The organism is Mesorhizobium sp. WSM4814, from assembly GCF_055811595.1.
Genome location: NZ_JBVVQT010000009.1, coordinates 108,104 through 132,356, shown reverse-complemented (window position 1 = coordinate 132,356; position 24,253 = coordinate 108,104). Strand labels below are relative to the sequence as shown.

General features: G+C 63.9%; 19 protein-coding genes. 16 read left to right on the top strand and 3 right to left on the bottom strand.

From position 1 onward, the window contains the following. Window positions 1-2: 2 nt before the first annotated feature. On the bottom strand, window positions 3-1,286 hold the full coding sequence (locus AC0L2V_RS16185; RefSeq protein WP_473508808.1) for an NAD(P)/FAD-dependent oxidoreductase: 1,284 nt from the start codon (window positions 1,284-1,286) through the stop codon (window positions 3-5). A gap of 260 nt (window positions 1,287-1,546) precedes the next feature. On the opposite strand from AC0L2V_RS16185, the gene AC0L2V_RS16180 reads away from it, so the two are divergent. The 5 genes from AC0L2V_RS16180 (at window position 1,547) to AC0L2V_RS16160 (ending at window position 6,893) form a co-directional block, all read left to right on the top strand. Continuing rightward, window positions 1,547-2,704, top strand: coding sequence for a fumarylacetoacetate hydrolase family protein (locus tag AC0L2V_RS16180; RefSeq protein ID WP_473508809.1), 1,158 nt, complete (start codon window positions 1,547-1,549; stop codon window positions 2,702-2,704). A gap of 256 nt (window positions 2,705-2,960) precedes the next feature. Further along, the gene (locus AC0L2V_RS16175) at window positions 2,961-3,893 is read left to right on the top strand and encodes a substrate-binding domain-containing protein (protein WP_027152256.1); all 933 of its coding nucleotides are present in this window, start codon (window positions 2,961-2,963) and stop codon (window positions 3,891-3,893) included. A gap of 123 nt (window positions 3,894-4,016) precedes the next feature. Next, window positions 4,017-5,003: an ABC transporter permease gene (locus tag AC0L2V_RS16170; RefSeq protein WP_473508811.1), complete on the top strand. Its 987-nt coding sequence runs from the start codon at window positions 4,017-4,019 to the stop codon at window positions 5,001-5,003. A 3-nt stretch (window positions 5,004-5,006) separates the two neighbouring features. Then, entirely contained in the window at window positions 5,007-5,801 is a 795-nt protein-coding gene (locus AC0L2V_RS16165; protein ID WP_287049588.1) for an ATP-binding cassette domain-containing protein, read from the top strand. Between the two features lie 69 nt (window positions 5,802-5,870). Beyond that, window positions 5,871-6,893 (top strand): LacI family DNA-binding transcriptional regulator, encoded by a 1,023-nt coding sequence (locus AC0L2V_RS16160; protein ID WP_473508812.1) that lies wholly within the window; start codon window positions 5,871-5,873, stop codon window positions 6,891-6,893. Between the two features lie 506 nt (window positions 6,894-7,399). Here AC0L2V_RS16160 and AC0L2V_RS16155 read toward each other — a convergent pair. Next, window positions 7,400-7,981, bottom strand: coding sequence for a TetR/AcrR family transcriptional regulator (locus tag AC0L2V_RS16155; protein ID WP_091596146.1), 582 nt, complete (start codon window positions 7,979-7,981; stop codon window positions 7,400-7,402). Between the two features lie 263 nt (window positions 7,982-8,244). Between AC0L2V_RS16155 and AC0L2V_RS16150 the strand changes: the two genes are divergently transcribed. The 6 genes from AC0L2V_RS16150 (at window position 8,245) to AC0L2V_RS16125 (ending at window position 17,447) form a co-directional block, all read left to right on the top strand. Next, entirely contained in the window at window positions 8,245-8,502 is a 258-nt protein-coding gene (locus AC0L2V_RS16150) for a hypothetical protein (protein ID WP_473508813.1), read from the top strand. Beyond that, window positions 8,496-11,672, top strand: coding sequence for an efflux RND transporter permease subunit (locus AC0L2V_RS16145; protein WP_287072861.1), 3,177 nt, complete (start codon window positions 8,496-8,498; stop codon window positions 11,670-11,672). The genes AC0L2V_RS16150 and AC0L2V_RS16145 overlap by 7 nt, the downstream gene beginning before the upstream one ends. 15 nt (window positions 11,673-11,687) lie before the next feature. Continuing rightward, window positions 11,688-12,857, top strand: a complete 1,170-nt coding sequence (locus AC0L2V_RS16140; protein WP_473508815.1) for an efflux RND transporter periplasmic adaptor subunit — start codon at window positions 11,688-11,690, stop codon at window positions 12,855-12,857. Between the two features lie 259 nt (window positions 12,858-13,116). Beyond that, complete coding sequence (locus tag AC0L2V_RS16135) at window positions 13,117-14,223, top strand: mandelate racemase/muconate lactonizing enzyme family protein (RefSeq protein WP_473520577.1); 1,107 nt, start codon at window positions 13,117-13,119, stop codon at window positions 14,221-14,223. A gap of 355 nt (window positions 14,224-14,578) precedes the next feature. Beyond that, window positions 14,579-15,901, top strand: a complete 1,323-nt coding sequence (locus AC0L2V_RS16130) for an NAD(P)H-dependent oxidoreductase (RefSeq protein ID WP_473508818.1) — start codon at window positions 14,579-14,581, stop codon at window positions 15,899-15,901. A 19-nt stretch (window positions 15,902-15,920) separates the two neighbouring features. Beyond that, complete coding sequence (locus tag AC0L2V_RS16125) at window positions 15,921-17,447, top strand: xylulokinase (RefSeq protein ID WP_473520576.1); 1,527 nt, start codon at window positions 15,921-15,923, stop codon at window positions 17,445-17,447. On the opposite strand, the gene AC0L2V_RS16120 is transcribed toward AC0L2V_RS16125, so the two are convergent. Next, window positions 17,444-18,406, bottom strand: coding sequence for a sugar-binding transcriptional regulator (locus AC0L2V_RS16120; RefSeq protein WP_473508822.1), 963 nt, complete (start codon window positions 18,404-18,406; stop codon window positions 17,444-17,446). The genes AC0L2V_RS16125 and AC0L2V_RS16120 overlap by 4 nt on opposite strands. Window positions 18,407-18,837: 431 nt before the next feature. On the opposite strand from AC0L2V_RS16120, the gene AC0L2V_RS16115 reads away from it, so the two are divergent. From AC0L2V_RS16115 to AC0L2V_RS16095, 5 genes are all read left to right on the top strand, one after another. Next, complete coding sequence (locus AC0L2V_RS16115; RefSeq protein ID WP_473508823.1) at window positions 18,838-19,848, top strand: ABC transporter permease; 1,011 nt, start codon at window positions 18,838-18,840, stop codon at window positions 19,846-19,848. 150 nt (window positions 19,849-19,998) lie between these two features. Then, complete coding sequence (locus AC0L2V_RS16110; RefSeq protein ID WP_473508824.1) at window positions 19,999-20,937, top strand: substrate-binding domain-containing protein; 939 nt, start codon at window positions 19,999-20,001, stop codon at window positions 20,935-20,937. 50 nt (window positions 20,938-20,987) lie between these two features. Further along, window positions 20,988-22,496 carry a sugar ABC transporter ATP-binding protein gene (locus tag AC0L2V_RS16105; RefSeq protein ID WP_473508826.1) on the top strand — a complete coding sequence of 503 codons (1,509 nt, stop codon included), beginning with the start codon at window positions 20,988-20,990 and terminating at the stop codon, window positions 22,494-22,496. Between the two features lie 134 nt (window positions 22,497-22,630). Beyond that, on the top strand, window positions 22,631-23,395 hold the full coding sequence (locus AC0L2V_RS16100; protein WP_441338722.1) for an SDR family oxidoreductase: 765 nt from the start codon (window positions 22,631-22,633) through the stop codon (window positions 23,393-23,395). Window positions 23,396-23,403: 8 nt separating this feature from the next. Next, a complete protein-coding gene (locus tag AC0L2V_RS16095) occupies window positions 23,404-24,189 on the top strand; it encodes an SDR family oxidoreductase (protein WP_473508827.1) in 786 nt (261 codons plus the stop codon). Window positions 24,190-24,253 lie beyond the last annotated feature (64 nt).

Sequence of the window (24,253 nt, the reverse complement as noted above, 5' to 3'; positions counted from 1 at the left end):
AATCAGCGCTCGAATGCATCCAGCATACGATACCAGGCGATCGTCGCGGCGACGCCGACCTGCCGAAAGACGTGGAATGGGATCGGCCGGATCGGCGAGACCGGGAACGGCAATTGCCTGGCGTCGCCGCTCGCCAGATAGCCAGCAATGCGCTCGCCAAGCGCGGTCATGAGGCCGACGCCACGGCCCTGGCAGCCGACCACGGCCATCAGGCCCTGCTGAGGCTCGTGGATATGCGGGAGGTGATCCGGCGTCATCGCCACCCCGCCAAACCAGCGCTTTTCGATGGCGACTCCGGATAGCGCCGGATACAGCCGGAGCAGCGCGCGCTCGAGATGCGCCCAATCACTTTCGCTGGTCGGCAGCGCCATTCGGCCGCGCCCGCCGAGCACCAGCCGCCCGTCGGCACTCTTGCGGTAATAAACGAGGATGCGACGTGAGTCCGATACTGCTTGCCGTTCCGGTAGAATCCCGGCCGCCAGATCGGGCGGCAGCGGTGCTGTCGCGATCTGGAAGGAGTGCAGCGGAACGATCGTCTCGGCGAGACCGGGAAGCAGGTCGCCGGTATAGGCGTTCGTCGCCAGAATGACCGCCTTCGCCTGCAATTCGGCGCCGCCCTCCGTCGAGATGCGCCAAATGCCGGCGTTGTAATCGAGGCGCATCACCTTCTGGTGTTCGGCGATCTTCACGCCCGCGGCCGAGGCGATCCGTGCGAGTTCCGACGTATAGGCAAGCGGATCAATCACGCCGGCCCGGCGGTCGAGCCAGCCACCGAGATAGCCCTGCGCGCCAGTCAACGCGGCGATCTCGGTCTGGCTCAGAAGCCGGACATCGGCGCCACGGTTCCGCCACTGCCGGTCCCTGTTCGCCGCCGCCTCCAGCGCCGTCTCGGTGTGCGCTGCCTGGATCCAGCCGTTGCGGACGAACGGCACCGCCAGTTTCTCGTCGCGGATCAATTCGAAGACGGCGTCCGCCGTTGAGGCGGCAAAATTGACGAGGATCTCACCGCGTTCGAGGCCAAAATGCTCCAGCAGCCATTCCGGATCATACTTCAGGCCGGGGATGACCTGACCGCCATTCAGACCCGATGCGCCTTGGCCGATTTCGCCGGCTTCCAGCACCTGCACGGCAAGGCCGAACCGGGCTGCATGCAAGGCTGTCGACAGACCGAGAATCCCGCCACCGACAATGACGACACCGGCACGCTGGCGGCCGGGAAAAAGCGACCGGAACGCAGGGGCCGCCGGCGGCTTCCGCCAGATCGGATCGGAAAACGGTAGGGGCAAGAGTCACCTGAATGTACTTCGTCAAATGAAAATCCTAGTGACGATTTCATGATTTTGAAAGAGCCTTTGATCTCGGCATCAGGGGGGATTGAAGAGGAAGGCGTCCGCCACTGCGAAATGCAGCGCAGGGGCTCGACCGCGAGGAACGGGATAGACCTTTGTCGGGAATTTGTTGAAAGTGCCGCCGCCGCGGCCAGGCTTTTGATGAACCATCGGTCCGCAGGGACGACGCAGAACAAGATAGCAGAGGACCGCAAGCCATGACGAACGCCACCCTCCTGCCCGACGAGGGCCTCTTCATCGGCCGCGCCCGGACGAGCGAAGCATCGCATCCGCTGGTGGTCACGGTACGCGGCGGCACGGTCTTCGACATCACCTCCAGCATGGCACCAACCGTGCGCGATGTCTGCGAGATGCCGGATCCAGCAGGCTACGTCCACGCCGCCGCGGGCGAACCGATCGGATCGCTCGATGCAATCGCCGCCAACAGTTTCCAGGCCGCGCGCGATCCGCAAAAACCATACCTGCTCTCTCCGGTCGACCTGCAGGCGATCAAGGCATCGGGCGTCACCTTCGTCGTCAGCCTGCTCGAACGGGTCATCGAGGAGCAGGCGCGCGGCTCGGCCGAGAAGGCAGACGCCATTCGCGCCGACATTGCCGGGCTGATCGGCCACGATCTGTCGAAGCTCAAGCCAGGCTCGCCGGAGGCGATGGAGATCAAGGCCAAGCTGATCCAGCGCGGCGCCTGGTCGCAATATCTGGAAGTGGGCATCGGCCCCGACGCCGAAATCTTCACCAAATGCCAGCCGATGGCGTCGGTCGGCTTCGGCGCCGATGTCGGCCTGCATCCGGTCTCCACCTGGAACAATCCGGAGCCGGAGATCGCCATGATCGCCGCCGGCAGCGGCAAAATCGTCGGTGCTACGCTCGGCAACGACGTCAATCTGCGCGACGTCGAGGGGCGCTCGGCGCTGTTGCTCGGCAAGGCCAAGGACAACAACGCCTCGGCCGCGCTCGGCCCGTTCATCCGGCTGTTCGACGATAACTTTACCATCGAGGAGGTGAAGCAGGCCACCGTGCGGCTGAAGGTCGAGGGCGAGGACGGTTTCTCGCTGGAGGGCGCCAGCTCGATGGCCGAGATCAGCCGCTCGCCGGAAGAGCTGGTCGCCGCCGCCATGGGTCCGCATCACCAATATCCGGACGGGCTGGCGCTCTATCTCGGCACCATGTTTGTGCCGTCGAAGGACCGCGGCGAAAAGGGCAAGGGCTTCACGCACAAGGTCGGCGACATCGTCACCATCTCATCGGAGAAATTCGGCGCCCTGATCAACCGGGTGCGGCTGTCGCCCGACTGTCCCCACTGGACCTACGGCGCCAGCCATCTCATGCGCGACCTTGCCAGGGCCGACCTGATCTAGCTTCCGTCCCGCCTGCGCCTCGTCTTCGGCGCCGCGTACCGCTTGCCGCAAAAGATATCAGCCAAACTGATGCGATCTGATGGGATGGCTGATGGCGCGTGGTCGTGCGCCAACTACCACTGGCAAATGGAGGCTTGCCATTGATCGAAAAAGCGGATGCTCTGATGCATCCAGATCGCCGCTGGCAAGAATACGGTCAGGCTTGCCGTGATCGTCGCCGGAGCTGGAGGACGTTTTCAAAATGGGAGGAAATCAAATGCTGACGAGGCTACGACTATTTGTATTCGGCTTGATCGTGGCGCTGGCGATTCCGGCGGCGGCACAGGCCAAGACCTTCTACTGGATTTCGCATGGCGGCCCGGCCGACCCGGTCTGGACCTACTTCCTCGCCGGCGCCAAGCAATGGGCGACGGACACCGGCAACACCGTCAACACCTCGTTCCACAATGGCGACGTGTCGTCCCAGCAGGAGGCTGTTCGCGCCGCCATCGCGGCAAAGGCCGACGGCATCACCACCACCAGCCCTGACCCGGGCAGCCTTATCGAGCTCGTCAAGGAGGCACGAGCGGCAAACATCCCGATCATCAACTTCAACACGCCCGATCCGAAGGCGGACTTCAACGCCTATGTCGGCGGCGACAACGTCACCTTCGGCAAGAACTGGGCTCAGTATCTGGTCGACAAGGGCCTGGTGAAGAAGGGCGATTTTGTCTGGATGCCGGTTGAAATCCCCGGCGCCACCTATGGCGTCCAGGAAGAAGAGGGCATCAAGAGCGTCTTCGAGCCGCTCGGCATCACCTATGAAATCACCGAAGCCACGCTCGACCAGGCCGAAGCAATCAACCGCATGGTCGACTATCTCACCGCCAACAGGGCCAAGGTCAAGGCGATCATCGGTCTTGGCGACCTGGTGACCGGCTCGATCAAGCGGGTGTTCGACCAGGCCGGCATCAAGCCGGGCGAAATCCCGGTCGTCGGCTGGGGCAACTCGCTCGACACCACCCAGGAGGTTCTGACCGGCTACGTCAATGCCGCGCAGTGGCAGGATCCGCAGGCGACCAGCTATGTGGCGCTTTCGATCGCCAACATGGCCGCCAGCGGCATTCCGCCCGGCTTCGACGTGATCACCGGCGCGCTGTACGAAAAGGACACCGCGCAGGTCTACGACGACATCCTGTCCGGCAAATAAAACCGCGATCGGGATGGTCGCGGCGGCGCTTGCCGCAGCGATCATCCCCATCATCCCGCTGAGCCTCGAACCGCCTCATGCGGCGCCGGGCTTGGCCAGTTCCAACCATGTCGCGGGTCCAACGTGGAAAACAGTTCCATCATCCAACGCTCGATCGCCAGGCCGGAATTCGGGCCCTTCGTGCTGCTTGTGGTCGAGCTCGCGGTGTTCTGGGGGTTCAACCACGACTTCCTGTCACCGCAGAACATCAGCAACATACTCGCCTTCACGGTCGAGCTCGGCCTGATCGCGCTGGCGATGACGCTGTTGATGACTTCAGGCGAATTCGACCTCTCCGTCGGTTCGCTGTTCGGTTTCTCGCCCGTCTTGATGTGGACGCTCTTCAACAGCGGCCTCACCTCGCTGGAGGCCGGCTTCGTGTTGGCCTTGCTGGTTGCCGCCTTCATCGGGCTGGTCAATGGCTGGTTCGTGACGCAACTCAAGATTCCATCCTTCCTGGTGACGCTCGGCATGCTGCTGGTGGTGCGCGGCACCGCTCTGTTCGTCACCAGCGGATTTCCGCAACGGACCTGGAGCGCCGAAGGCAGCTGGCTCGCCGAGGCGCTGGTCGGTGATTTCTTCATCGGGCCGTTCCGCATCTACATGTCGCTGTTCTGGTTCATCACAGCCGCGATCGCACTTGGCTACGTGCTGACGCAGAGCCGGACCGGCAACTGGATCCAGGCGGCCGGCGGCAACCCCAATGCGGCAAGGGCGCGCGGCGTCAATGTCAGCGGCGTCAAGATCGGCCTGTTCATCCTGTCGTCGATCATGGCTTCGCTTGCCGGCGTCATCAGCTCGCTGCGCACTTCGGCGGCCAACCCGAACAGCGGCACTGGCTACGAGCTCGAAGTCATCGCCATGGTGGTGATCGGCGGCACGGCGCTGACCGGCGGACGCGGCACCATCATCGGTACCGTGCTCGGCATCCTGATCCTGCGCGTGATGCGCAACGGCATCGTGCTGATCGGCGTGCCTGGGCTTGCCTACAACATCTTCATCGGCGCGATCATCCTCGGCATGATGGCGCTCCATTCATGGCTGGAACGCCGGCATCAGGCGGGGACTTGAACCATGGCTGAGCCGCTTGTCCGCATGGAAAACATCCGCAAGTCCTACGGGCGCGTGCAGGCGCTGGTGGACGCCAATTTCCATGTCAACGAAAGGGAGATCGTCGGTCTGCTCGGCGACAATGGCGCCGGCAAGTCGACGCTGATCAAGGTCTTGTCGGGTGCGGTCCCGCTGACCAGCGGCGACATCTTCATCCGCGGCAAGAAGGTGGACTTGCGCAGCACCAGCGACGCCATCGCCCACGGCATCGAGACGATCTACCAGGACTCCGCACTGGTCACGCAATTGTCGATCGCGCGCAACCTGTTCCTCGGGCGCGAGCCGATCAAGCCGCCGCGTTTCCTCAACCGTATGGACCAGGAGGCGATGAACGTGGTCGCCCGGAACCTGCTCAAGCAGGTCGGCATCTCGAAGGACATCCCGCCGACCACACCAATCGGCTCGCTCTCCGGCGGCGAGCGGCAGGCCGTGGCAATCGCGCGCGCCATGCATTTCGACAGCGACCTCATCATCCTCGACGAGCCGACCAACAATCTCGGCGTCGCCGAGACGCAAGGTGTGCTGAGCTTCGTGCGCAGCGCCCGCGATTCGGGCCATTCCTGCATCTTCATCGCCCACAACATCCATCATGTCTTCCAGGTGGTCGACCGCATCGTCGTCATGCGCCGCGGCAAGGTGGTTGCCGACGATATCGATCCGAAGAACACCAACGTCGCGGAAGTCGAACGGATCATCACCGGCATGTCCGACAAGGAGATCCGTGACGCCATCGTGCAGGGGAAGCAACCACAAGGCTGAGTGGCCAGTTGGAAGCCGGGTTGGCCGTATCTCTGGCACAGGATCACATCGGCTCCTATGACTGCGACTATGAAAGCCACCGTTGCGGACATCGCCAGAAGCTGCGGGCTGTCGACCGCGACGGTCGACCGGGTGCTGAACAACCGGCCGGGCGCCAGCGCCGCCAACCGGCAGCGGGTGATGGAGGCGGCCAAGCAGCTTGGCTATTTGCCGGTCGTGGATCAGGTCACGCTGCCCTCGCGGCCGGCGCATCTCGAGTTCTTCCTGCCGATAGGCTCCAATGCCTTCATGATGGATCTGGCAAATCATATCGAGGATTATGCGGCACGCCTGCCGCTTGTCGCCTCCTGTCGGATCCACAAACTCGCCGGGATCTCGCCGAACGCGTTGCAGGCGGCGGTCGAAAACCTCTCGCTTAGGGCGAACGGCGTCGGCGTCATCGCCATCGATCACCCGAGAACGCGCAACATCCTGCGCGAGATCGTCGAAGCCGGCATCCGCCTGGTCACGCTGGTGTCGGACGTTCCGGGCGCGCCGCGATCGGCCTATGTCGGCATCGACAACCGTGTCGCCGGGCGCACCGCAGCCCTTTTGATGGGACGTTTCCTGGGCGGCCGCACGGGCCATCTGGCAATGATCGTCGGCTCACGCTCCTATCGCGGGCATGAAGAACGCGAAATGGGCTTTCGCTCGGTGCTCAGCGAGGAGTTCCGCAATTTGACCGTGACCAGCGCCGTCGAGATCAACGACGAGCCTGATATCAGCTACACGGCGACGATGAAGGCGCTGCACAACGAGCCGGAACTGCTCGGCATCTATTGCGTCGGCGCCGGACGCTCTGGCGTGGCGAAAGCGCTGCTGGAAGCCAAGCCGCAAAGGAAGCCGGTGTTCATCTGTCACGACCTGACAAGAGCGACACGCAGCTATCTCGTCGACGATCTGCTCGATGTCGTCATCGACCAGAATGCACGGCTGATCGCCGAGCAATCAGTCATTCGCCTGCTCGGCTCGATCGCTTCCTCGGCGCCTTATCTGACGCGGAAATTCATCGAACCGCGCCTGATCTTCAAGGAGAACGTTCCGGTCCAGTGATGCCACGCAAGCGCCACGGTTGGTCGCCGCGATGGTTAATATTCGGTTGATACCGCGAATCTGCACATCTGCTATGCATCCTTTGCTATTGCCGAATCATTGGGCAATTGATAGTTTCGCAGGTGTCGGCCATCTACTCCTCCCAGATGCGATGCCGACGCTGAGTGCGGCGCACCTCCTCCCGCGTCGTATTCGAAATCGAGCCCGCTGCCACCTCCTCCCGGCAGCGGGCTTTTTTTGTTCTTGGGTGTCGGGCAAGGCGGCGGCAATCGCCAATGGCTGGTTCGGGCAGTGCCGCAGCCCCATCGGAATCCCGCCACACTTGTCACTCTCACCAATTCGCCATCGGGCCTAGCCTGCTCACAACCAGCAGCGACCGCCGCGCGCAAGAGCGCGGCGACAGACCGGCAACGGAGACGTGAGATGACAGCACATCCCAAGGCAAAAGAGCACTCGCGGCGCGGCTTGCAATGAACACGCCAGCGATCGTTTCGCCGCTTGCGAGACTATCTAGCCTTGAACGAGGTGATCAGGCCTTCCGCCATGCGGACAAACTGCGCGCTGGGGCCTTCGGCTCCGACGCTTTGCAGGCTAACACGGGCGCCTTCAAGCAGCAGCGACAATGTATCGGCGAGAAGCTCTGCCTGGCCGATGCCGGCATCCCGACACAGGCCGACGAGGCGGTCGCGCTGAGCCTGCTTGAGTTCCTTGATTACCCGACGGGCCGGATGGTCGGTCTCGCTCAACTCGATGGCGGCGTTGGCCATGTCGCAACCGCGGCCGTCCATCATCAGGCAATCGGCTGCCATCCGAACCCAGGCATGCAGTTGCGCAAGCTTGTCGCCCGGATGCTCCGCCTCGAACTTTTGCCACATCGCGTTGGCGCTGCATGCGGTCGCCCGCAGGCACTCGATGACCAGATCGTCCTTGGACTCGAAATGACGGTAGAGCGTCATCTTGTTGGTACCGGCGGCCTCAGTGATCGCGTCGACGCCAACGCCCTTGATGCCATGCTTGTGGAACATATCCCGTGCCGTCTCCAGGATGCGATCCCGGGGGCGGATGCGTTCCGCAGTGCCGTCTTCCATCAAAACCTCCTTGGTTTCCGGGATTTCCGAAAAATCCCTCGGCACACCTCTTGACTAGGGTGTTACCGGTCTGTAACTTCTAGATGTTACTTACTGGTAACACCCCCATTGCCTCGTGTCAATCTCGCAGGCGCCTGTGAACAGCCTCCGCCAAATCGGCCCAGGCATGAAACTGCGCCCCAGGCGACTTTGGCCGCGAAAAGGAAGACCACCCGATCTGCGGCGGCGTACGCCACAGATCGCCAAAGCCAGGAGCCGCTACGATGTCGCAGCGCAAAGATTTGACGATCGACGAAGTTGTGAAGGATCCGATGATCCGGATGCTGATGCAGGCCGACCGTGTCGACCCGCGCTCTTTCGAGACGATGCTGCGTACCCTTGCGGATGCGCAAGGCCGCAGCCGCAAGGCGCCGCCTCGTTTCCTGGAGGATTCCGGGCAAAGCCGCAGCCGGCGGCTGTCCAGGGTAGCCAAGGCCTTTGGCCAAGCAAGAGCATCGGGTGAGGCGTGCGTGTCATGGTAAATTTCTTCATCCACCGTCCGATCTTCGCATCGTCGATCGCCATCATCATGGTGCTCGCCGGGACGATCTGCTATTTCCTGCTGCCTGTCTCGCAGTTTCCCGACATCACGCCGCCCCAGGTGGTGGTCAGCGCCAACTACCCGGGCGCCAGTGCGCAAGTCGTGGCCGACACCGTCACGACGCCGCTCGAACAGCAGATCAACGGCGTTCAAGGCATGACCTACATGTCGTCGTCGAGTTCCAATGACGGCTCCTCGACGATCACCGTCACCTTCGAGGTCGGCTATCCCCTGAGCACCGCCGCCGTCGATGTCCAGAACCGCGTCTCACAGGCGGCGTCCTCGCTGCCGGCCATCGTCAACCAGGGCGGCGTGACGATCAAAAAGCAGAATCCGAACTTCGTCCTGATCGTCAACCTCACCTCGCCCGACGGCTCTGTCGATCCGGTCGCGCTCAGCAACCTCGCCTACCTGCAAGTGGTCGACCCGCTGAAGCGCCTGCCCGGCGTCGGCGACGTGCAGATCTTCGGCGAGCGGCGCTATTCGATGCGCGTATGGCTCGATCCCGACAAGCTCGCCAATCTCGGCATCACCGCCGTCGATGTCCAAAACGCCATCGCCGAGCAGAATGTCCAGGTTGCGGCCGGCAAGATCGGGCAGTCGCCGGCGCCGGCCGGCACCGCTTTCGAAATGCAGGTCAATGCCGTCGGCCGACTGAGCGACCCCAAGGAATTTGGCGATATCATCGTGCGCGCCGATGCCGCGAACGGTTCGCTGGTGCGGTTGCGCGACGTCGCGCGCATCGAACTCGGCGCCCTGCAATATTCGTCGTCGGCGTTCTTCGGCGAGGACCCGACCGTGGTGCTCGCGGTCTACCAGATGCCGGGCTCGAACGCCCTCGATCTGCAGCAGCGCGTCAAAGACAAGATGCAGGAACTGTCGGCCCGCTTCCCGAAGGGCGTCAGCTACGCCATGCATTACGATACGACACGTTTCGTTTCGGCATCGATGCACGACGTGCTGGTCACGCTCGGCGAGGCGCTGGTCCTGGTTGTCGCGGTGGTGTTCATCTTCCTGCAGAGCTGGCGCACCACGATCATCCCGACGATCGCGATTCCCGTGTCGCTGGTGGCCACCCTCGTCGTCATGTACATGTTCGGCTTCTCGCTGAACATGCTCAGCCTGCTCGGCATGGTGCTGGCGATCGGCCTCGTCGTCGATGACGCGATCGTCGTCGTCGAGAATGTCGAACGCCAGCTGGAGGCCGGCCTCAAACCGCTGGCTGCGACGCGCGCGGCGATGGCCGAGGTCACCGGCCCGATCATCGCCACAACCGCCGTGCTGATGGCCGTGTTCGTGCCTGTCGCCTTCATACCCGGCGTTTCCGGCCGGCTCTACAACCAGTTTGCCCTGACGGTGGCGATCTCCTTCGGCATCTCCGCCTTCGTCTCGTTGACGCTCACCCCGGCGCTCAGCGCCGCTTTCCTGCGCCACCGCCCGGCAACGCAATTCGTGCTGTTCCGCTGGTTCAACACGGGCTTCGATCGGCTGTCGCATGCCTATGCCAATGGTGTGCGCTTCCTCATCCGCCTGCGCTGGATCATGCTCGGCATATTCGCGGCTGGGCTTGTCGCGACCTATTTCGTCTGGCAGCGCCTGCCCTCGACCTTCCTTCCGGTCGAGGACCAGGGCTATTTCTTCGTGGTCATCCAGTTGCCGGACGGCGCGTCCCTGGAGCGCACCGACGCGGTGGCCCGCAAAGCGCGCGACATCCTGCAGAACACGCCTGGTGTCGATATCGTCGGCTCGATCAGCGGCTTGAACTTCCTCACCAGTGCCGCCCAGTCGAACTCGGCGGTGGAATTCGCCATCCTGAAGCCATGGGACGAACGCGGCCCTGACCAGAGCGCCTCGAAGCTCGTCGCCGACGTGCGCTCGAAGCTCATGGAACTTCCGGAAGCGTTCGCGCTGAGCTTCGATCCGCCTTCGATTCCAGGCATCGGCACGACCGGCGGCTTCGAATTCCAGGTGGAGGACCTGACCGGTCGCGGCAGCGCTGCGCTCAACGACGCGACGCAGGCCGTGCTCGCCGAAGCGCGCAAGCAGCCCGAACTCAACCCGCAGCAATTGTTCTCGTCGTTCTCGACCTCGACGCCGCAGTTCAACTACGACCTCGATCGCAACAAGGCGAAGCTGCTCGGCCTCAGCCTGCCCGACGTGTTCAACACACTGCAGATCTATCTCGGCTCGCTCTATGTGAACGACTTCAACCTGTTCGGCCGCACCTTCCGGGTGACGATCCAGGCCGACAAGGATGCGCGTGCGGGTGCCGCCGACATTTCGCGGCTCTATGTCCGCAATGCCTCCGGCGGCATGGTGCCGTTGAGCACGCTCGGCAAGTTGGTGCCTATCGTCGGCCCGGAAACCGTCCCGCACTACAACAACAATGCGTCGGCCCTGATCAATGGCGGTGCCGCACCCGGCTTCTCCTCGGGCCAGGCGGTCGCTGCGATGGAGCGTGCCGCCGCCACGGCGCTGCCGAAGGATTTCGGCTATGAATGGACGGGCATCACCTATCAGGAGCTCAAGGCCGGATCGATCGCCTCGATCGTCTTTGGTCTCGCCATGGTCTTCGTCTTCCTGATCCTTGCCGCCCAATATGAGAGCTGGGCCATGCCCTTCATGGTCCTGCTCGCAGTGCCGCTTGCCCTGTTCGGCGCCTTTGTCGCCTTACTTATGCGCGGCATGCAGATCGACGTCTATTCGCAGATCGGTTTCGTCATGCTGATCGGGCTGGCGGCGAAGAACGCCATTCTGATCGTGGAGTTTGCCCGGCGCCGGCGCGAGGAAGGTCTCAGCATCGTCGACGCCGCAATGGAAGCGGCGCGCCTGCGGCTGCGGCCCATCCTGATGACCGCCTTCGCGTTCATCCTCGGTGTGCTGCCGCTGATGTTCTCGACAGGTGCCGGTGCAGCCAGCCGCCAGTCGATCGGCACCACCGTCTTTGGCGGCATGGTCGCAGCGACGATCCTGTCGCTGGTGTTCGTGCCGGTCTTCTACGCGGTGATCGAGCAGCTGCGCGAGCGCGGCAGCAAGAGCGAGCCTGTCGCCGAACCGACTGAACCAACTGCCGAACCCGCTTTCGAGCGATTGGCCGAAGCGGCCGAATAGAATTGGAGAATGATCATGCGTAAATGGAAAATTGCGTTGGGAGCGGCTGTTGCCGTGGGGGCGGTCTCGATGGCCAGCGTCCACTTGCTCGACATGGGAAATTTCGGCCTCAACGCCGGCACGGCAGGGGCGGCAACGCCTGAGTCCGCGGCGCCCGAGCCCGCGGCTTTTGTCATGCCGGTGCCAGTGGTGAGCGTCGTCAAGAAGACGATCCCGATCTATCTCGACTATGCCGCTCGCACCGAGCCGATCCGCAGCATCACGCTGCAGGCGCGCGTGCCGGGGTATCTGCAGGAGCAGGTCGCGCCCGACGGCAGCGATGTCAAGAAGGGCGACCTTCTCTACAAGATCGCTCCAGAGGATTTCCAGGCTGCCCTTGAACAGGCGAAGGCTCAGGTCCAGCGCGACGAGGCAACGCTCGACTATGCACGATCCAACCTTGGTCGCGGCACCGAACTGGCCAAGAGCGGATACATCGCCAAGGATGCGTTCGACCAGCGCACCAGCAGCTTGCGCGAGGCCCAGGCATCACTCGCCGTCAACCAGGCGGCTGTGCGGACCGCCGAGCTCAATCTGAGCTATTCGGAAATCAAGGCGCCGTTCGCCGGGCGCGTCGGCCGCAACCAGGCCTCGGTCGGAACGCTGGTCAGCGTCGCCGGCACAGTGCTCAACACGCTGGTGCAGCTCGACCCGATCTATGTCACCTTCAATCCGAGCGAAACGGATCTGGCACAGATCGAGGAAGCCCGCGCGACGGGACCCATCGATGTCGACGTCCTGCTTCCCGGCGATACGGAACCGCGCCAGAGAGGTCAGCTCACCTTCATCGACAACACGGTCGATCGCTCGACCGGCACCATCACCGCACGCGCGACGATCGGCAATGCCAAGTTCACGCTGCTGCCGGGCCAATATGTTCGTGTCAGGCTGCATATCAAGCAGCAGCCAGATGCACTGATGGTGCCGCAGACGGCATTGGGATCGAGCCAACTCGGTAAGTATCTCTACGTCGTCGGCAAGGACAATACTGTCGACCAGCGCATTGTTTCGCTGGGGCCGACCAACGGCGACCTGGTGGCGATCTCGAGCGGCGTAGCGGAAGGCGACCAGGTGATAACAGGCAATCTGCAGAAGATCGGCCCGGGAATGCCTGTCTCGCCGCTGCCACAGAAACCTGCCACCTGATACCCCCCATCAGGCCCGGTCCAGCGGCGCCCCCGGCTATGCCGAGGGCGCCGTTTTGCTGAGCAGTTCGACAAGGCCGGCGACATCGGCACAGCTTCGAAGAATTGCTTGCCTATGCGCGCTGCCTCGAACAGTGTGCTTCAGAGGCGTCAAGGCCGATCGCGCCGGCCTGACGCGCAACCGGCCTGACGGCAGTTGAGCCCAGCGGACGATGCCGGTTGGCGGCTTCGTCAGGGCGTCACAGCGACGGACAGAAAAATTGCGGATCAAAACCATTAAGGCCTACCATGTCGTGCAGCCCTTTGTGGACGGGCCCTACCGCATGTCCAAGGGGCGTGTCGCCGACGCGTTCGACGCGGTGATCGTCGCCATCACCTCCGACAGCGGGCTGACCGGCTGGGGCGAGATGGCGCCGCTCGGCAATTTCTACTCGCCGGCATTCGCGGCCGGCACTCGCGCCGGCGTCATCGAAATTGCGCCGCATCTGCTCGGCCACGATCCTAGCGCCTTGGCCAGTATCGGCAGGCTGATGGACACGGTGTTCAAGGGCCATCCCTACATCAAATCGGCGCTCGACATGGCCTGCTCGGATCTCGCGGCACGCGCCGCCGACATACCGCTGGTGACGCTGCTCGGCGGGCGCGAGAGCGAGACGGCGGAACTCTACAAGGTCGTCACCCATGGCACCGTCGACGCGATGGCCGCACTGGCCAAGCGCATCGTCAGGGACGGGTTTCACCGGCTGCAGGTCAAGGTCGGCGGCAACGTCCATGACGACATCGAGCGCGTCACCGCGGTCGCCGCTTCAGTGCCGAGGGGCACCGTCATCTTCTGCGACGCCAATGCCGGCTGGACGCCCTATCAGGCGCGCCAGTTCGCTGACGCGACGCGCGCCATCGACTACACGTTCGAGCAGCCCTGCACCACGATCGACGAATGCATGTCGGTGCGCCGCTCGCTCGACAAGCCGATGGTGCTCGACGAATCCGTCGCCTCGCTGGACGACATGCTCGACATCCACCGCAAGGGGGCGGCCGACGGGCTGACGCTGAAGATCTCGCGGCTCGGCGGCGTGACCAGGACGCGCCAGATCCGCGACCTTGCCGTCGACCTGGGCTTCATGATCACCGTCGAGGACACCGGCGGCGCCGAGATCGACACATCAGCCATGGCGCATCTGTCGCTGTCGACGCCGGAGGAGCGCCGGCTGCACGCCATTGCCTTCCACGAATGGGTGACGGTGCGCACCGCATCGAACAAGCCGCCGGTTTCGGGCAGCCGCATGGGCATTCCGGACGGGCCGGGCCTCGGCATCGACGTTGTTCCCGACCTGCTTGGCGCGCCCTTCTTCGAGGTCGGCAGCTGACTGATATACTGGCATGCGCCAGCATTCCGGCTGGCGCTCTCTGTTGCGCGGCTTCGTCGCTGGCGATAGGCGCAGCGGCAGCTGAGCGGTCGTGAAACAGTTTTTTCGTCGCACTCGCTTGCTTGCGAGAAGGAATGTCACGGTCGTCGCCGCCTGCATCCCAAGAGATCACCGCCTTCTGCGCCCTCGCTGACCGCGCTGCCAAGCCGCAAGCCAAGGCTTGCACAAATTAAATCACAGAATGTTTGCGGGGACGGCTGCCGAATTGCCGGTTGAAATATTTTTCATTTGGAAATAGGAATGTTCAAAATGATGACTTCGACGCTGCGGCGCGTCAGGAACTGGAGGAAGCGACATGGCCCATCCGCAATTTGCAGCGGAACTTTTGCAGCGCGCTGAACAGCAGGGACCGATCACCATCGGGCTTGCCGGCGCCGGGCAGATGGGCACCGACATCGTCGTCCAGGTCGCGCTGATGCCGGGCATGCGGATCGGCGCCATTTCCGAGGTCAGGCCGCAGGCGGCGATCGATGCGGCGCTGCTCGCCGGCCACGACCGCTCGGATATCGTGCAGGCCGGCAATGCGGCGGCGATCGACCGCGCCATCGAGGCCGGCAAGATCGCGGTGACCGAAGATTTGCATGCGTTGGCTGCGGCCGGCCGCATCGACGTCATCATCGACGCGACAGGAAATCCCAACATCGGCACGCTGTTCGCGCTTGAAGTGATGAAGAACGGCAAGCATATCGTCATGCTCAACGTCGAGGCCGACATCACCATCGGCCGCTTCCTCAAGGAGGAGGCGCGCAAGGCCGGCGTCGTCTATACCGGTGCGGCCGGCGACGAGCCGGCCTGCACGCTGGAGATCATCGGCTTTGCCAGGAGCCTCGGCTTCAACATCATCGCCGCCGGCAAGGGCAAGAACAATCCGCTGAAGATCGACGCCATGCCGGCCGACTACGAGAAGGAGGCGGCCGAGCGCAACATGAATGCGCGCATGCTGGTCGAGTTCGTCGACGGCTCGAAGACGGCGATCGAGATGGTGGCGATCGCCAACGCCACCGGCCTGGTGCCCGACGTGCCGGGCATGCACGGCCCGACCGCGACGCTGGAGGAACTCGCCGGCGTGCTTTGCCCGCGCGAGGATGGCGGCGTGCTGCACCGCAAGGGCGTCGTCGACTATTCGATCGGCAAGGGCGTGGCGCCCGGCGTGTTCTGCATCATCGAGACCAGGCATCCGCGCGTGCTGGAGCGCATGATCGACCTCAAGGTCGGCAAGGGCCCGTATTTCACGATCTTCCGCCCCTATCATTTGACCAGCCTGGAAGTGCCGCTGTCGGCGGCGCGCGCCGTGGTCTACAAGCGCGCCGACATGGAGCCGCTCGACCATCCGGTCGCCGAGGCGGTGGCGGTCGCCAAGAGCGAGCTTGCCCCTGGCCAGTTGCTCGGCATGATCGGCGAGAACGACTATCGCGGCTTCGCCATGACCTGGGAGGACGCGCGCGCCCGCGGCGCCCTGCCGCTCGGCCTCGCCGAACGCGCCAAGGTGGTCAAGCCGGTCAAGACAGGCGATTTCCTCACCTATGAAAATTGTGTACCCGACGATTCGATGGTGATAACCCAGATCCGCCGTCGTCTCGACCAGTCGGACGGACGGTTCGTTACGAACGCCGCCTGATCCGCTGGATTCCCGCCTGATGGACGATGTCGTAATCGGGATCGACGCCTCGACCACGGCCGTGAAAGCGATTGCCTTCACGCGCGACGGCAAGGAGCTGTTCCAGGCGCGCGAAGCCTATCCGCTTTCAAATCCCAGGCCCGGCCATTTCGAGCAGGATGCCGAACATTGGTGGACCGCGCTGCTCGGCGCCTTGAAGCAGGTCGCTGAGGCGGTTGGCGCTGCCCGGGTGGCGGCGATCGCTATCGCCCACCAGCGCGAGACATTTGCGCTGATCGATCATGCCGGCAAGCCGCTTATTCCGGCGATCCTGTGGCTGGACGAGCGGGCGCGCCCGCAAGTCATCAGGCTTTCGGCGGAGCTCGGCCGCGAGACGATCCGCGACTGGAGCGGCAAGCCGCCGGACCCGACGCCGGCGCTCTATGCGATCGCCTGGCTTGCCGAGCACCAGCCGCAAGCGCTTGATGACGCGGCCGCACTCGTCGACGTGCACGGCTTCTTCGTCCACCGGCTGACCGGAAGTCTGGTCACCAGCACGGCAAGTGCGGATCCGCTCGGGCTGCTCGACGTCAAGAATGGCACTTGGCGTCCTGAACTCGTCGCGGCCGCAGGACTGCGCCCGGACCAGTTGCCGCGACTGGTCGCGCCCGGCGCGATCTGTGGCGGGCTTGGCGAAAGCGTGGCCCGGCTGATCGGGTTGAAGGCTGGCACGCCTGTTGTCGCCGGCGCCGGCGACGGCCAGGCGATGGGCCTTGGCATGGGCGTCTATGGCGAAGGCAAAAACTATCTTTCGCTCGGCTCGGGCATCGTCAGCGGCTGTTACTCCCATGGGATCACGACGTCGGACGCGTTTCGAACGCTGGTCTCGCCGACCGGCTCGGGCTTCATGCTGGAGACCGTGCTGCGCTCGGGCATGCAACTGGTCGACTGGATCGTTCGCACCACCGGCTCGCCGTCGGCTGCAGCCCTGGAGAATGCAGCGGTCGACGTTGCCGCCGGCAGCGAGGGCCTGCTCGTCTTGCCGTATTGGGCCGGTGTCATGAGCCCCTATTGGGACGGCGCGGCGCGCGGCGCCATTGTCGGCCTGTCGCTCGACCATGAGCCGAAGCACCTTTTTCGAGCGGTTCTGGAAGGCATCGCCTTCGAGCAGGCCATAGCCAGCGAGGCAATGGAAACTCAAGCAGCGGAAACCCAAGCGGCGAAAACGCAGGCCGGCGGCAAACCGGCGGCGATGATCGCCGCCGGCGGCGGCACCAACTGCGCCCTGCTGATGCGGATCATGGCAAGCGTGCTCGAGCGGCCGCTCTCCGTCTCGCCGGTCAACGAAGCCGCAGCGCTCGGCGCCGCCATGTTGGCGGCTTCCGCTATCGGATGGTTTGCCTCGTCTGAAACGGCGGCTGAGGCGATGGCCGCGCCGCCGACCAGGCATGTCGACCCCGTCGACGGCCTGGTCTCCAGTTACCGTGCGCGCAAGGCAATCTACCGCGACCTCTACCAGGCGACGCGCGAGACCCATGTGCGGCTCGGTGAAGTCGGGCAGGTTTAGCGGTTGAGCAGGCCCTTGGCGGCGTCCTCGTCGGTGATCAGAACCGATATCCTGGTGTTGGCAAGCGCCGCCCGCATGATGGCGATTTTTTCCTGCCCTCCCGAGACCAGGATGATGGCCGGGATGTCCGACAGGTCCTGCAGCGGATAGGCGCAGACCCGGCGGTTGACCTCATGGTCGACGAGATGGCCGTCGGCGTCGATGAAATGGCATAAAATATCGCCAACTGCGCCGGCCGCCTGAAGCTCTTCGAGTTCGCTGGGCTTGATGAAGCCGTAATTGGCGATCGGGCTGTCAGTGGAGAACGATCCGACGCTGAGCACGGCGATGTTTGCCCGGCGCGCGCGGAAGACGACGTCCTGAACGCTGCGCTGGCTCATGAAGGCTTCGCGCTGCTCCGGCCTGTCGGCATAGACCGGCACCGGCAGCAGAAAGCACTCGGCGCCGATCTTTTCGGCGAATTCCCAGGCGCTTTCGGTCGGGTTGAGCGGCTGGGCATGGGTGAGGCCGCCCAGCATGGAAACCACCGTCGTCCTGGCGATCGGCCGCCGCGGCAATTCATTGATGGCGAACTTCAGCGTGCGCCCCCAGCCCAGCGCGATGACATCGCCGGCATTCACATTGTCGGCCAGATAGGCGCCCGCGGCATGGCCGATCATCAGCGGCGCGTTGCTTCGGTCGGCGGCCGACGGCACCACAACGGCCTGGCTGAGCCCAAAACGCTGTTTTAGAGCCTCTTCCAGCACCAGGCATTCGACGACGCTGTCACGGATGCGGAACTGGACGACGCCCTCCTCACGCGCGGCGGACAGGATGCGATGCACCTTGATGCGGCCGATGCCGAGGATCTCCGAAATCCTCTCCTGCGTCAGACCCTCGACATAATAGTGCCACGCGGCACGCGCCTTCAGCTCGGCATCCGGGAAGCGCGAGGCCTTGTCATTGTCTGTCATCGCCATCTTTTTGCCCTCCCGCGGTCGTCTGAATCCTTAAATGCCATTCAAATGGCGTTATCCGACCAAACGACGCGAAATCGTGCTGTGCCCAGGATTCGAGATTCAGGACATCGACAGGATATCTCTACAACGTGAATGAAAGCCAAAATGGTCAACATTTACTTCGTCTTGGCCGTCCTGCCCTGCTCAAGCAGCCGACATGAATTCGCAGGATGCGACCGGACCTGAGAACGCGGCATTTCATGCCCTTTCGTAAGGCAAACCGGCTGGCGGCGCAAACCGGCGTGGAATGATGCGGCGGGCCTTGACAATTTTCCGACGAACAGTTTAGCTGAACAAAATTGCATATCAAAGATAAATTGTTCACAGGGAGGTGCCTGGTGAACAAGAGTGAGCCGACGACGCATCGCCGGATCGCTGATGGAGGAGACAAAATGGCTGTGAGCAACGGTGCAAGCGAGTTGAAGGCCGGCGCAAATGCACAGGCCGCGGCGGGCGCGAAGCTTTCGGCCCTGTTCGCCGGAACCATGGGACCGCTAATCGGGCTGGTGCTGCTGTGCCTTGCGCTGTCGCTGACCACCGACACGTTTCTGACCGTCCGCAACATCCTCAACGTGCTCGACCAGGTCACGGTGCTCGGCATCATGGCGATCGGCATGACGCTGGTCATCCTGATCGGTGGCATCGACCTGTCCGTCGGTTCCGTGCTGGCGCTCGCCGCCATGGTGATGGGCTTCGTCGCCCATCCCGACCACCTCAATCTCGGCATGCCTGCCGGCATCGTCACAGCGCTTGTCGTTGCTGGGCTTTGCGGGTTGGTTTCAGGCCTGCTCGTGACCGTCACCAAGCTGCCACCCTTCATCGCCACGCTGGCGATGATGTCGGTGGCGCGCGGTCTTGCCAACATGATCACCGACGGCTCGCAGATCATCGGCTTCCCCGACTGGTTCACCAGCCTGTCGATCATCCGCCATTTCGGCTTCCTGTCGGTCACCGTCGGCTTGATGATCGTTCTGGCCATCATCTTCGCGATCTTCCTCAACTATCGCGCGACCGGTCGCAGCCTCTACGCGATCGGCGGCAGCGCCGAGGTCGCCAGGCTGTCCGGCATACCGGTCAAGTCGCTGACCAACTGGGTCTATGCTGTCTGCGGCGTTCTGGCCGGGCTCGCCGGCATCGTGCTTGCGGCACGGCTTGATTCCGTCCAGCCGAGTTCCGGCTTCGGCTACGAGCTGGATACGATCGCGGCGGTGGTGATCGGCGGCGCCAGCCTGTCGGGCGGCGTCGGCTCGATCGGCGGCACCGCCATCGGCGTGCTCATCATCGGCGTGCTGCGCAACGGGCTGAACCTGCTTGGTGTGTCGCCCTTCATCCAGCAGGTGGTGATCGGCGTGGTGATCGCGCTGGCGGTGGCCACGGATACATGGCGGCGCAGAGCCCAATGAAGACTGGCGCGCAATGAAGAGTGGGGCGCATTAAAGAATTCACCCGGATGTCCGGGCGAACACGGATCGGTGATCCGAAACTGGAGTTGTTCGGCCAAGGGCGCCGTGATGCGCCGGCGGGACAGATTTGAACATCAACGGAGGAAACACATGCTGACCAAACGTTCATTGCTGCTTGCTGCCGCGGCCGTCGTTCCGCTGCTCGGACTGTCCGATATGGCCTCGGCCAAGGAGGCCAAGAAGCTTGGTCTTGCCGTCGCCAATTTGCAGGCCGATTTCTTCAACCAGATCAAGCAGTCCGTCGAGGCTTATGGCAAGGAAAAAGGCATCGAGATCGTCACCGTCGACGCCAAGGGCGATTCGGCGACCCAGGTCAGCCAGGTGCAGGACCTGATCACGCAAAACATCGATGCGCTGATCTACATCCCGGCCGGCGCCACCGCCGCCACCGTGCCGACCAAGACGGCCAAGGCTGCCGGCATCCCGGTCATCAATGTCGACCGCAACGCCGAGGGCGCACCCGGCGACACCTTCATCGCCACCAACAGCGTGGCATCGGCCAAGGCGGTTTGCGACTACATCGCCAAGCAGGCCGGCGGCAAGGGTGAGCTGATCATCATCCATGGCCAGAAAGGCACGACGCCCGAGGTCGACCGGTCGAAGGGCTGCGGCGAAGCGCTGAGCGCCTATCCCGACATCAAGGTGGTCGGCGAGCTATGGAGCGAAGGCTGGCACCAGGACGAGGGCTTCAAGCTGACGCAGGACCTGCTGCAGTCGCATCCCGACGTATCGATCGTCATCGGCCAGGCCGATGCGCTGGCGCTCGGTGCGGCGCAGGCGGTCAAGGTCGCCAATCCCGGCCACAAGGTCTGGATCGCCGGTTTCGACGGCGACGTGGCGGCGCTCAAGGCTCTGAAGGGCGGCGTTTTCGACGTGACCGCGACGCAGCAGACACAAGGCATGGGCCGGCTTTCGGTCGATGCGGCGATCAAGCTGGTGGCCGGCGAAACCGTTCCCGCAGAACAGCTGCAGGATGCGACGCTGACCACTAAGGACAACGTCGACCAGTTCATCGCCAAGCATCCTTAATATCAGGCATCCCTGATCCCAAAAGAGTCCGGCAGTTGACGAGCGGAACGATGTCCCTGGATCCCAGCCATACGCAGACCCCGCATCTGGGGCTCTTTGTCAGCGGCCTCTGCAAGAGCTACGGACCGGTGCAGGTCCTGGCCGATGCGAGCTTCGAGGTGCGGCCGGGAGAGGTCGTGGCGCTGCTTGGAGAAAATGGCGCCGGCAAGTCCACCGTTTCGAACATCATCGCCGGGTCGACCAAACCCGATGCCGGCAGCATCGCATGGCGGGGGAAGCCGTATTCCCCCGCCTCTCCCGCCGCGGCCATCGACGCCGGCGTCGGCATGATCCATCAGGAACTGAAGCTGCTGCCGGATCTGTCGGTCGCCGAGAACGTCTATGTCGGGCGCCTGCTGATGCGCGGCGGCCGCATCGACCGCGCGGCCATGAATACGCGGGCATCGGCCCAACTGAAGCGGCTCGGCCTCGATGTCTCGCCGGAACGCAAGGTGGGCACGCTGCGCATCGCCGCCCAGCAGCAAGTCGAGATCGCCAAGGCGCTGACGCTCAATGCCGAGCTTCTGATCTTCGACGAACCGACAGCGGCACTTGGCAGCGAGGAAACGGAGCTGTTGTTCAAGCAGATCCGCAAGCTCAAGGCGGAAGGCATGTCCTTCATCTATATCAGCCACCGGCTGGACGAGGTCGCTGAGATCGCCGACCGCGTCGTGGTGATGCGCGACGGGCGCATTGTCGCCCGCCACGAGCGCGCCGACGTTCCGGTGCGCACGATCGTCGAGCAGATGGTCGGCCGCAGCGTCGAGCGGATGTTCCCGCCGCTGTCGAAGCCGGGCAGCGAGGCGTTGCTCGAGGTCGAGAACCTGTCCTCGCCGGAACGCAGTTTTCAGAATGTCAGCTTTTCGGTAAGGGCCGGCGAAATCCTTGGCATCGCCGGGCTGATCGGCGCAGGCCGCACCGAGCTGGTGCGGGCGATTGCCGGCGCCGATCCGATTTCCTCGGGGTCGGTGCGTATCGCCGGCAAACCGGTGCACCTCACTGGCCCGGCGGCGGCGATCAAGGCCGGCGTCGTGCTGGTGCCGGAAGACCGCAAGGCGCAAGGCGTGGTGCTCGACCAGACCATCGGCGAGAATCTGGCGATCGGCAATTTCGACCATGTCGCGCCGAATGGCTGGGTGTTTCCCAAGGCGGTGCAGAAATTCGCCGAGGCCGGCATCGGCCGGCTCGGCGTCAAGGGCCGGCCTAACCAGGCGATCAGCAAGCTTTCCGGCGGCAACCAGCAGAAGGTGATCATCGCCAAATGGATCTCACGGCCGCCCAAGGTGTTCATCCTGGACGAGCCGACACGCGGCATCGACGTCGGCGCCCGCGCCGCGATCTACGATGTCATCGCCGAACTCGCCCGCTCCGGCATGGCGGTGGTGGTGGTGAGCTCCGACCTCGAGGAAGTGCTCGGCCTGTCGCATCGCGTGCTGGTGCTGAGCCGTGGCCGCCAGCGTGGCATTCTCGACCGCAGCGAAGCAAGCAACGTCGCCGTCATGGAGCTCGCCACAAGCTGAGGGCGGCATAAAGGATCGGAATAGAGCGCAGCAGGTGGTATCCTCCCAGGCACCGGACCGCGCGGGGCGCCAGTCAGGACTGGCGCCCCTTCCTCCCCAGGGCAGCGCCGGCGGCTCAACAGGAAAACATTTCGATGAAACTATTCGATCTTCATGGCGACGTTGCTCTCGTCACCGGCGCCGGCAGCGGCATCGGGCAAGCAATCGCCATCGGTCTGGCCGAGGCCGGCGCCGATATCGCCTGTTTCGGCCATGCCTCGAAGGGCGGGCTGGACGAGACCGCGCACAGGATCTCGGCGCTCGGCCGCAAGGCACTGGTGCTGACCGGCACAGTGACCTCAGAGGCCGATTTGGCAGCGGCGATCGAACGCACGGAGAAGGAACTCGGCGCGCTGACCATCGCCGTCAACAATGCCGGCGTCGCCGGGGCCGAGCCGGCCGAGACGCTGTCGCTGGAGAAATGGCAGAAGCTCTACGACGTCAATGTCAGCGGCGTGTTCCTGTCCTGCCAGGCCGAAGCGCGCTTAATGCTGACGCGGCGCAAGGGCTCGATCATCAACATCGCCTCGATGTCGGGCTCGATCGTCAATCGCGGCCTGACCCAGGCGCACTATAATTCGTCGAAGGCCGCCGTCATCCACATGTCCAGGAGTCTCGCCATGGAATGGGCCGATCGCGGCCTGCGCGTCAACGTCGTCAGCCCCGGCTACACGCTGACGCCGATGAACAAGCGGCCGGAGGTCGCCGACCAGGTCAGGATCTTCGAGCGCGACACGCCGATGGGGCGCATGGCGGCGCCGGAAGAGATGGTCGGCCCGACCGTGTTCCTGGCCAGCCGCGCCTCGAGTTTCGTAACCGGCATCGACCTGATCGTCGATGGCGGCTTCGTCTGCTGGTAGGAGAGAACATGCAGAACCGGTTCGAGGGAAAGACGGCGGTCATCACCGGCGCCAGCGGCGGCATTGGCGCGGCCATGGCCAGGCGCTTCGCGGCTGAGGGTGCTGCTGTCGTCGTCAGCGCCATCGACCCGCGCGTCGACGAGGTCGCCGCCGGACTGAAGGCGGAGGGCGCCAAGGTCGCATCGCTGCGTATGGACGTGACCAGGAAGGACGAGGTCGCCGCCCTCTACGATCTGGCCGAACAGCAGTTCGGCCGCGTCGACATCTCCGTGCAGAATGCCGGCGTCATCACCATCGCCAGGATCGAGGCGATGACCGAGGCCGAATGGGACAAGGTGATGGCGGTCAACACCAAGGGCGTGTTCCTGTGCTGCCAGGAGGCGATCGCGCGCATCCGCAAGCATGGCGACGGCGGCCGGCTGATCAACACCGCTTCCGGCCAGGCGCGCCAGGGTTTTATCTACACGCCGCACTATGCCGCCTCGAAATTCGGCGTCGTCGGCATCACCCAGAGCCTCGCCAAGGAAGTGGCCAAGGAGAAGATCACCGTCAACGCGATCTGTCCCGGCATCATCGATACCGACATGTGGGCCTACAACGACGCGGCATGGGGCAGACTGATGGGCGACTACAAGCCGGGTGAGTTGATGGCCGAATGGGTGAAGAACATCCCGATGGGCCGCGCCGGCAGCGGCGAGGATGTTTCGGGCCTGGTCAGCTTCCTGGCCAGCAACGACGCCGCCTACATCACCGGCCAGACGATCAATGTCGATGGCGGCCTGATCATGTCGTGAGGCGCCACCGCTTCTTGCCTTCTCCCCTTGTGGGAGAAGGTGGATCGGCGCGCAGCGCCGAGAC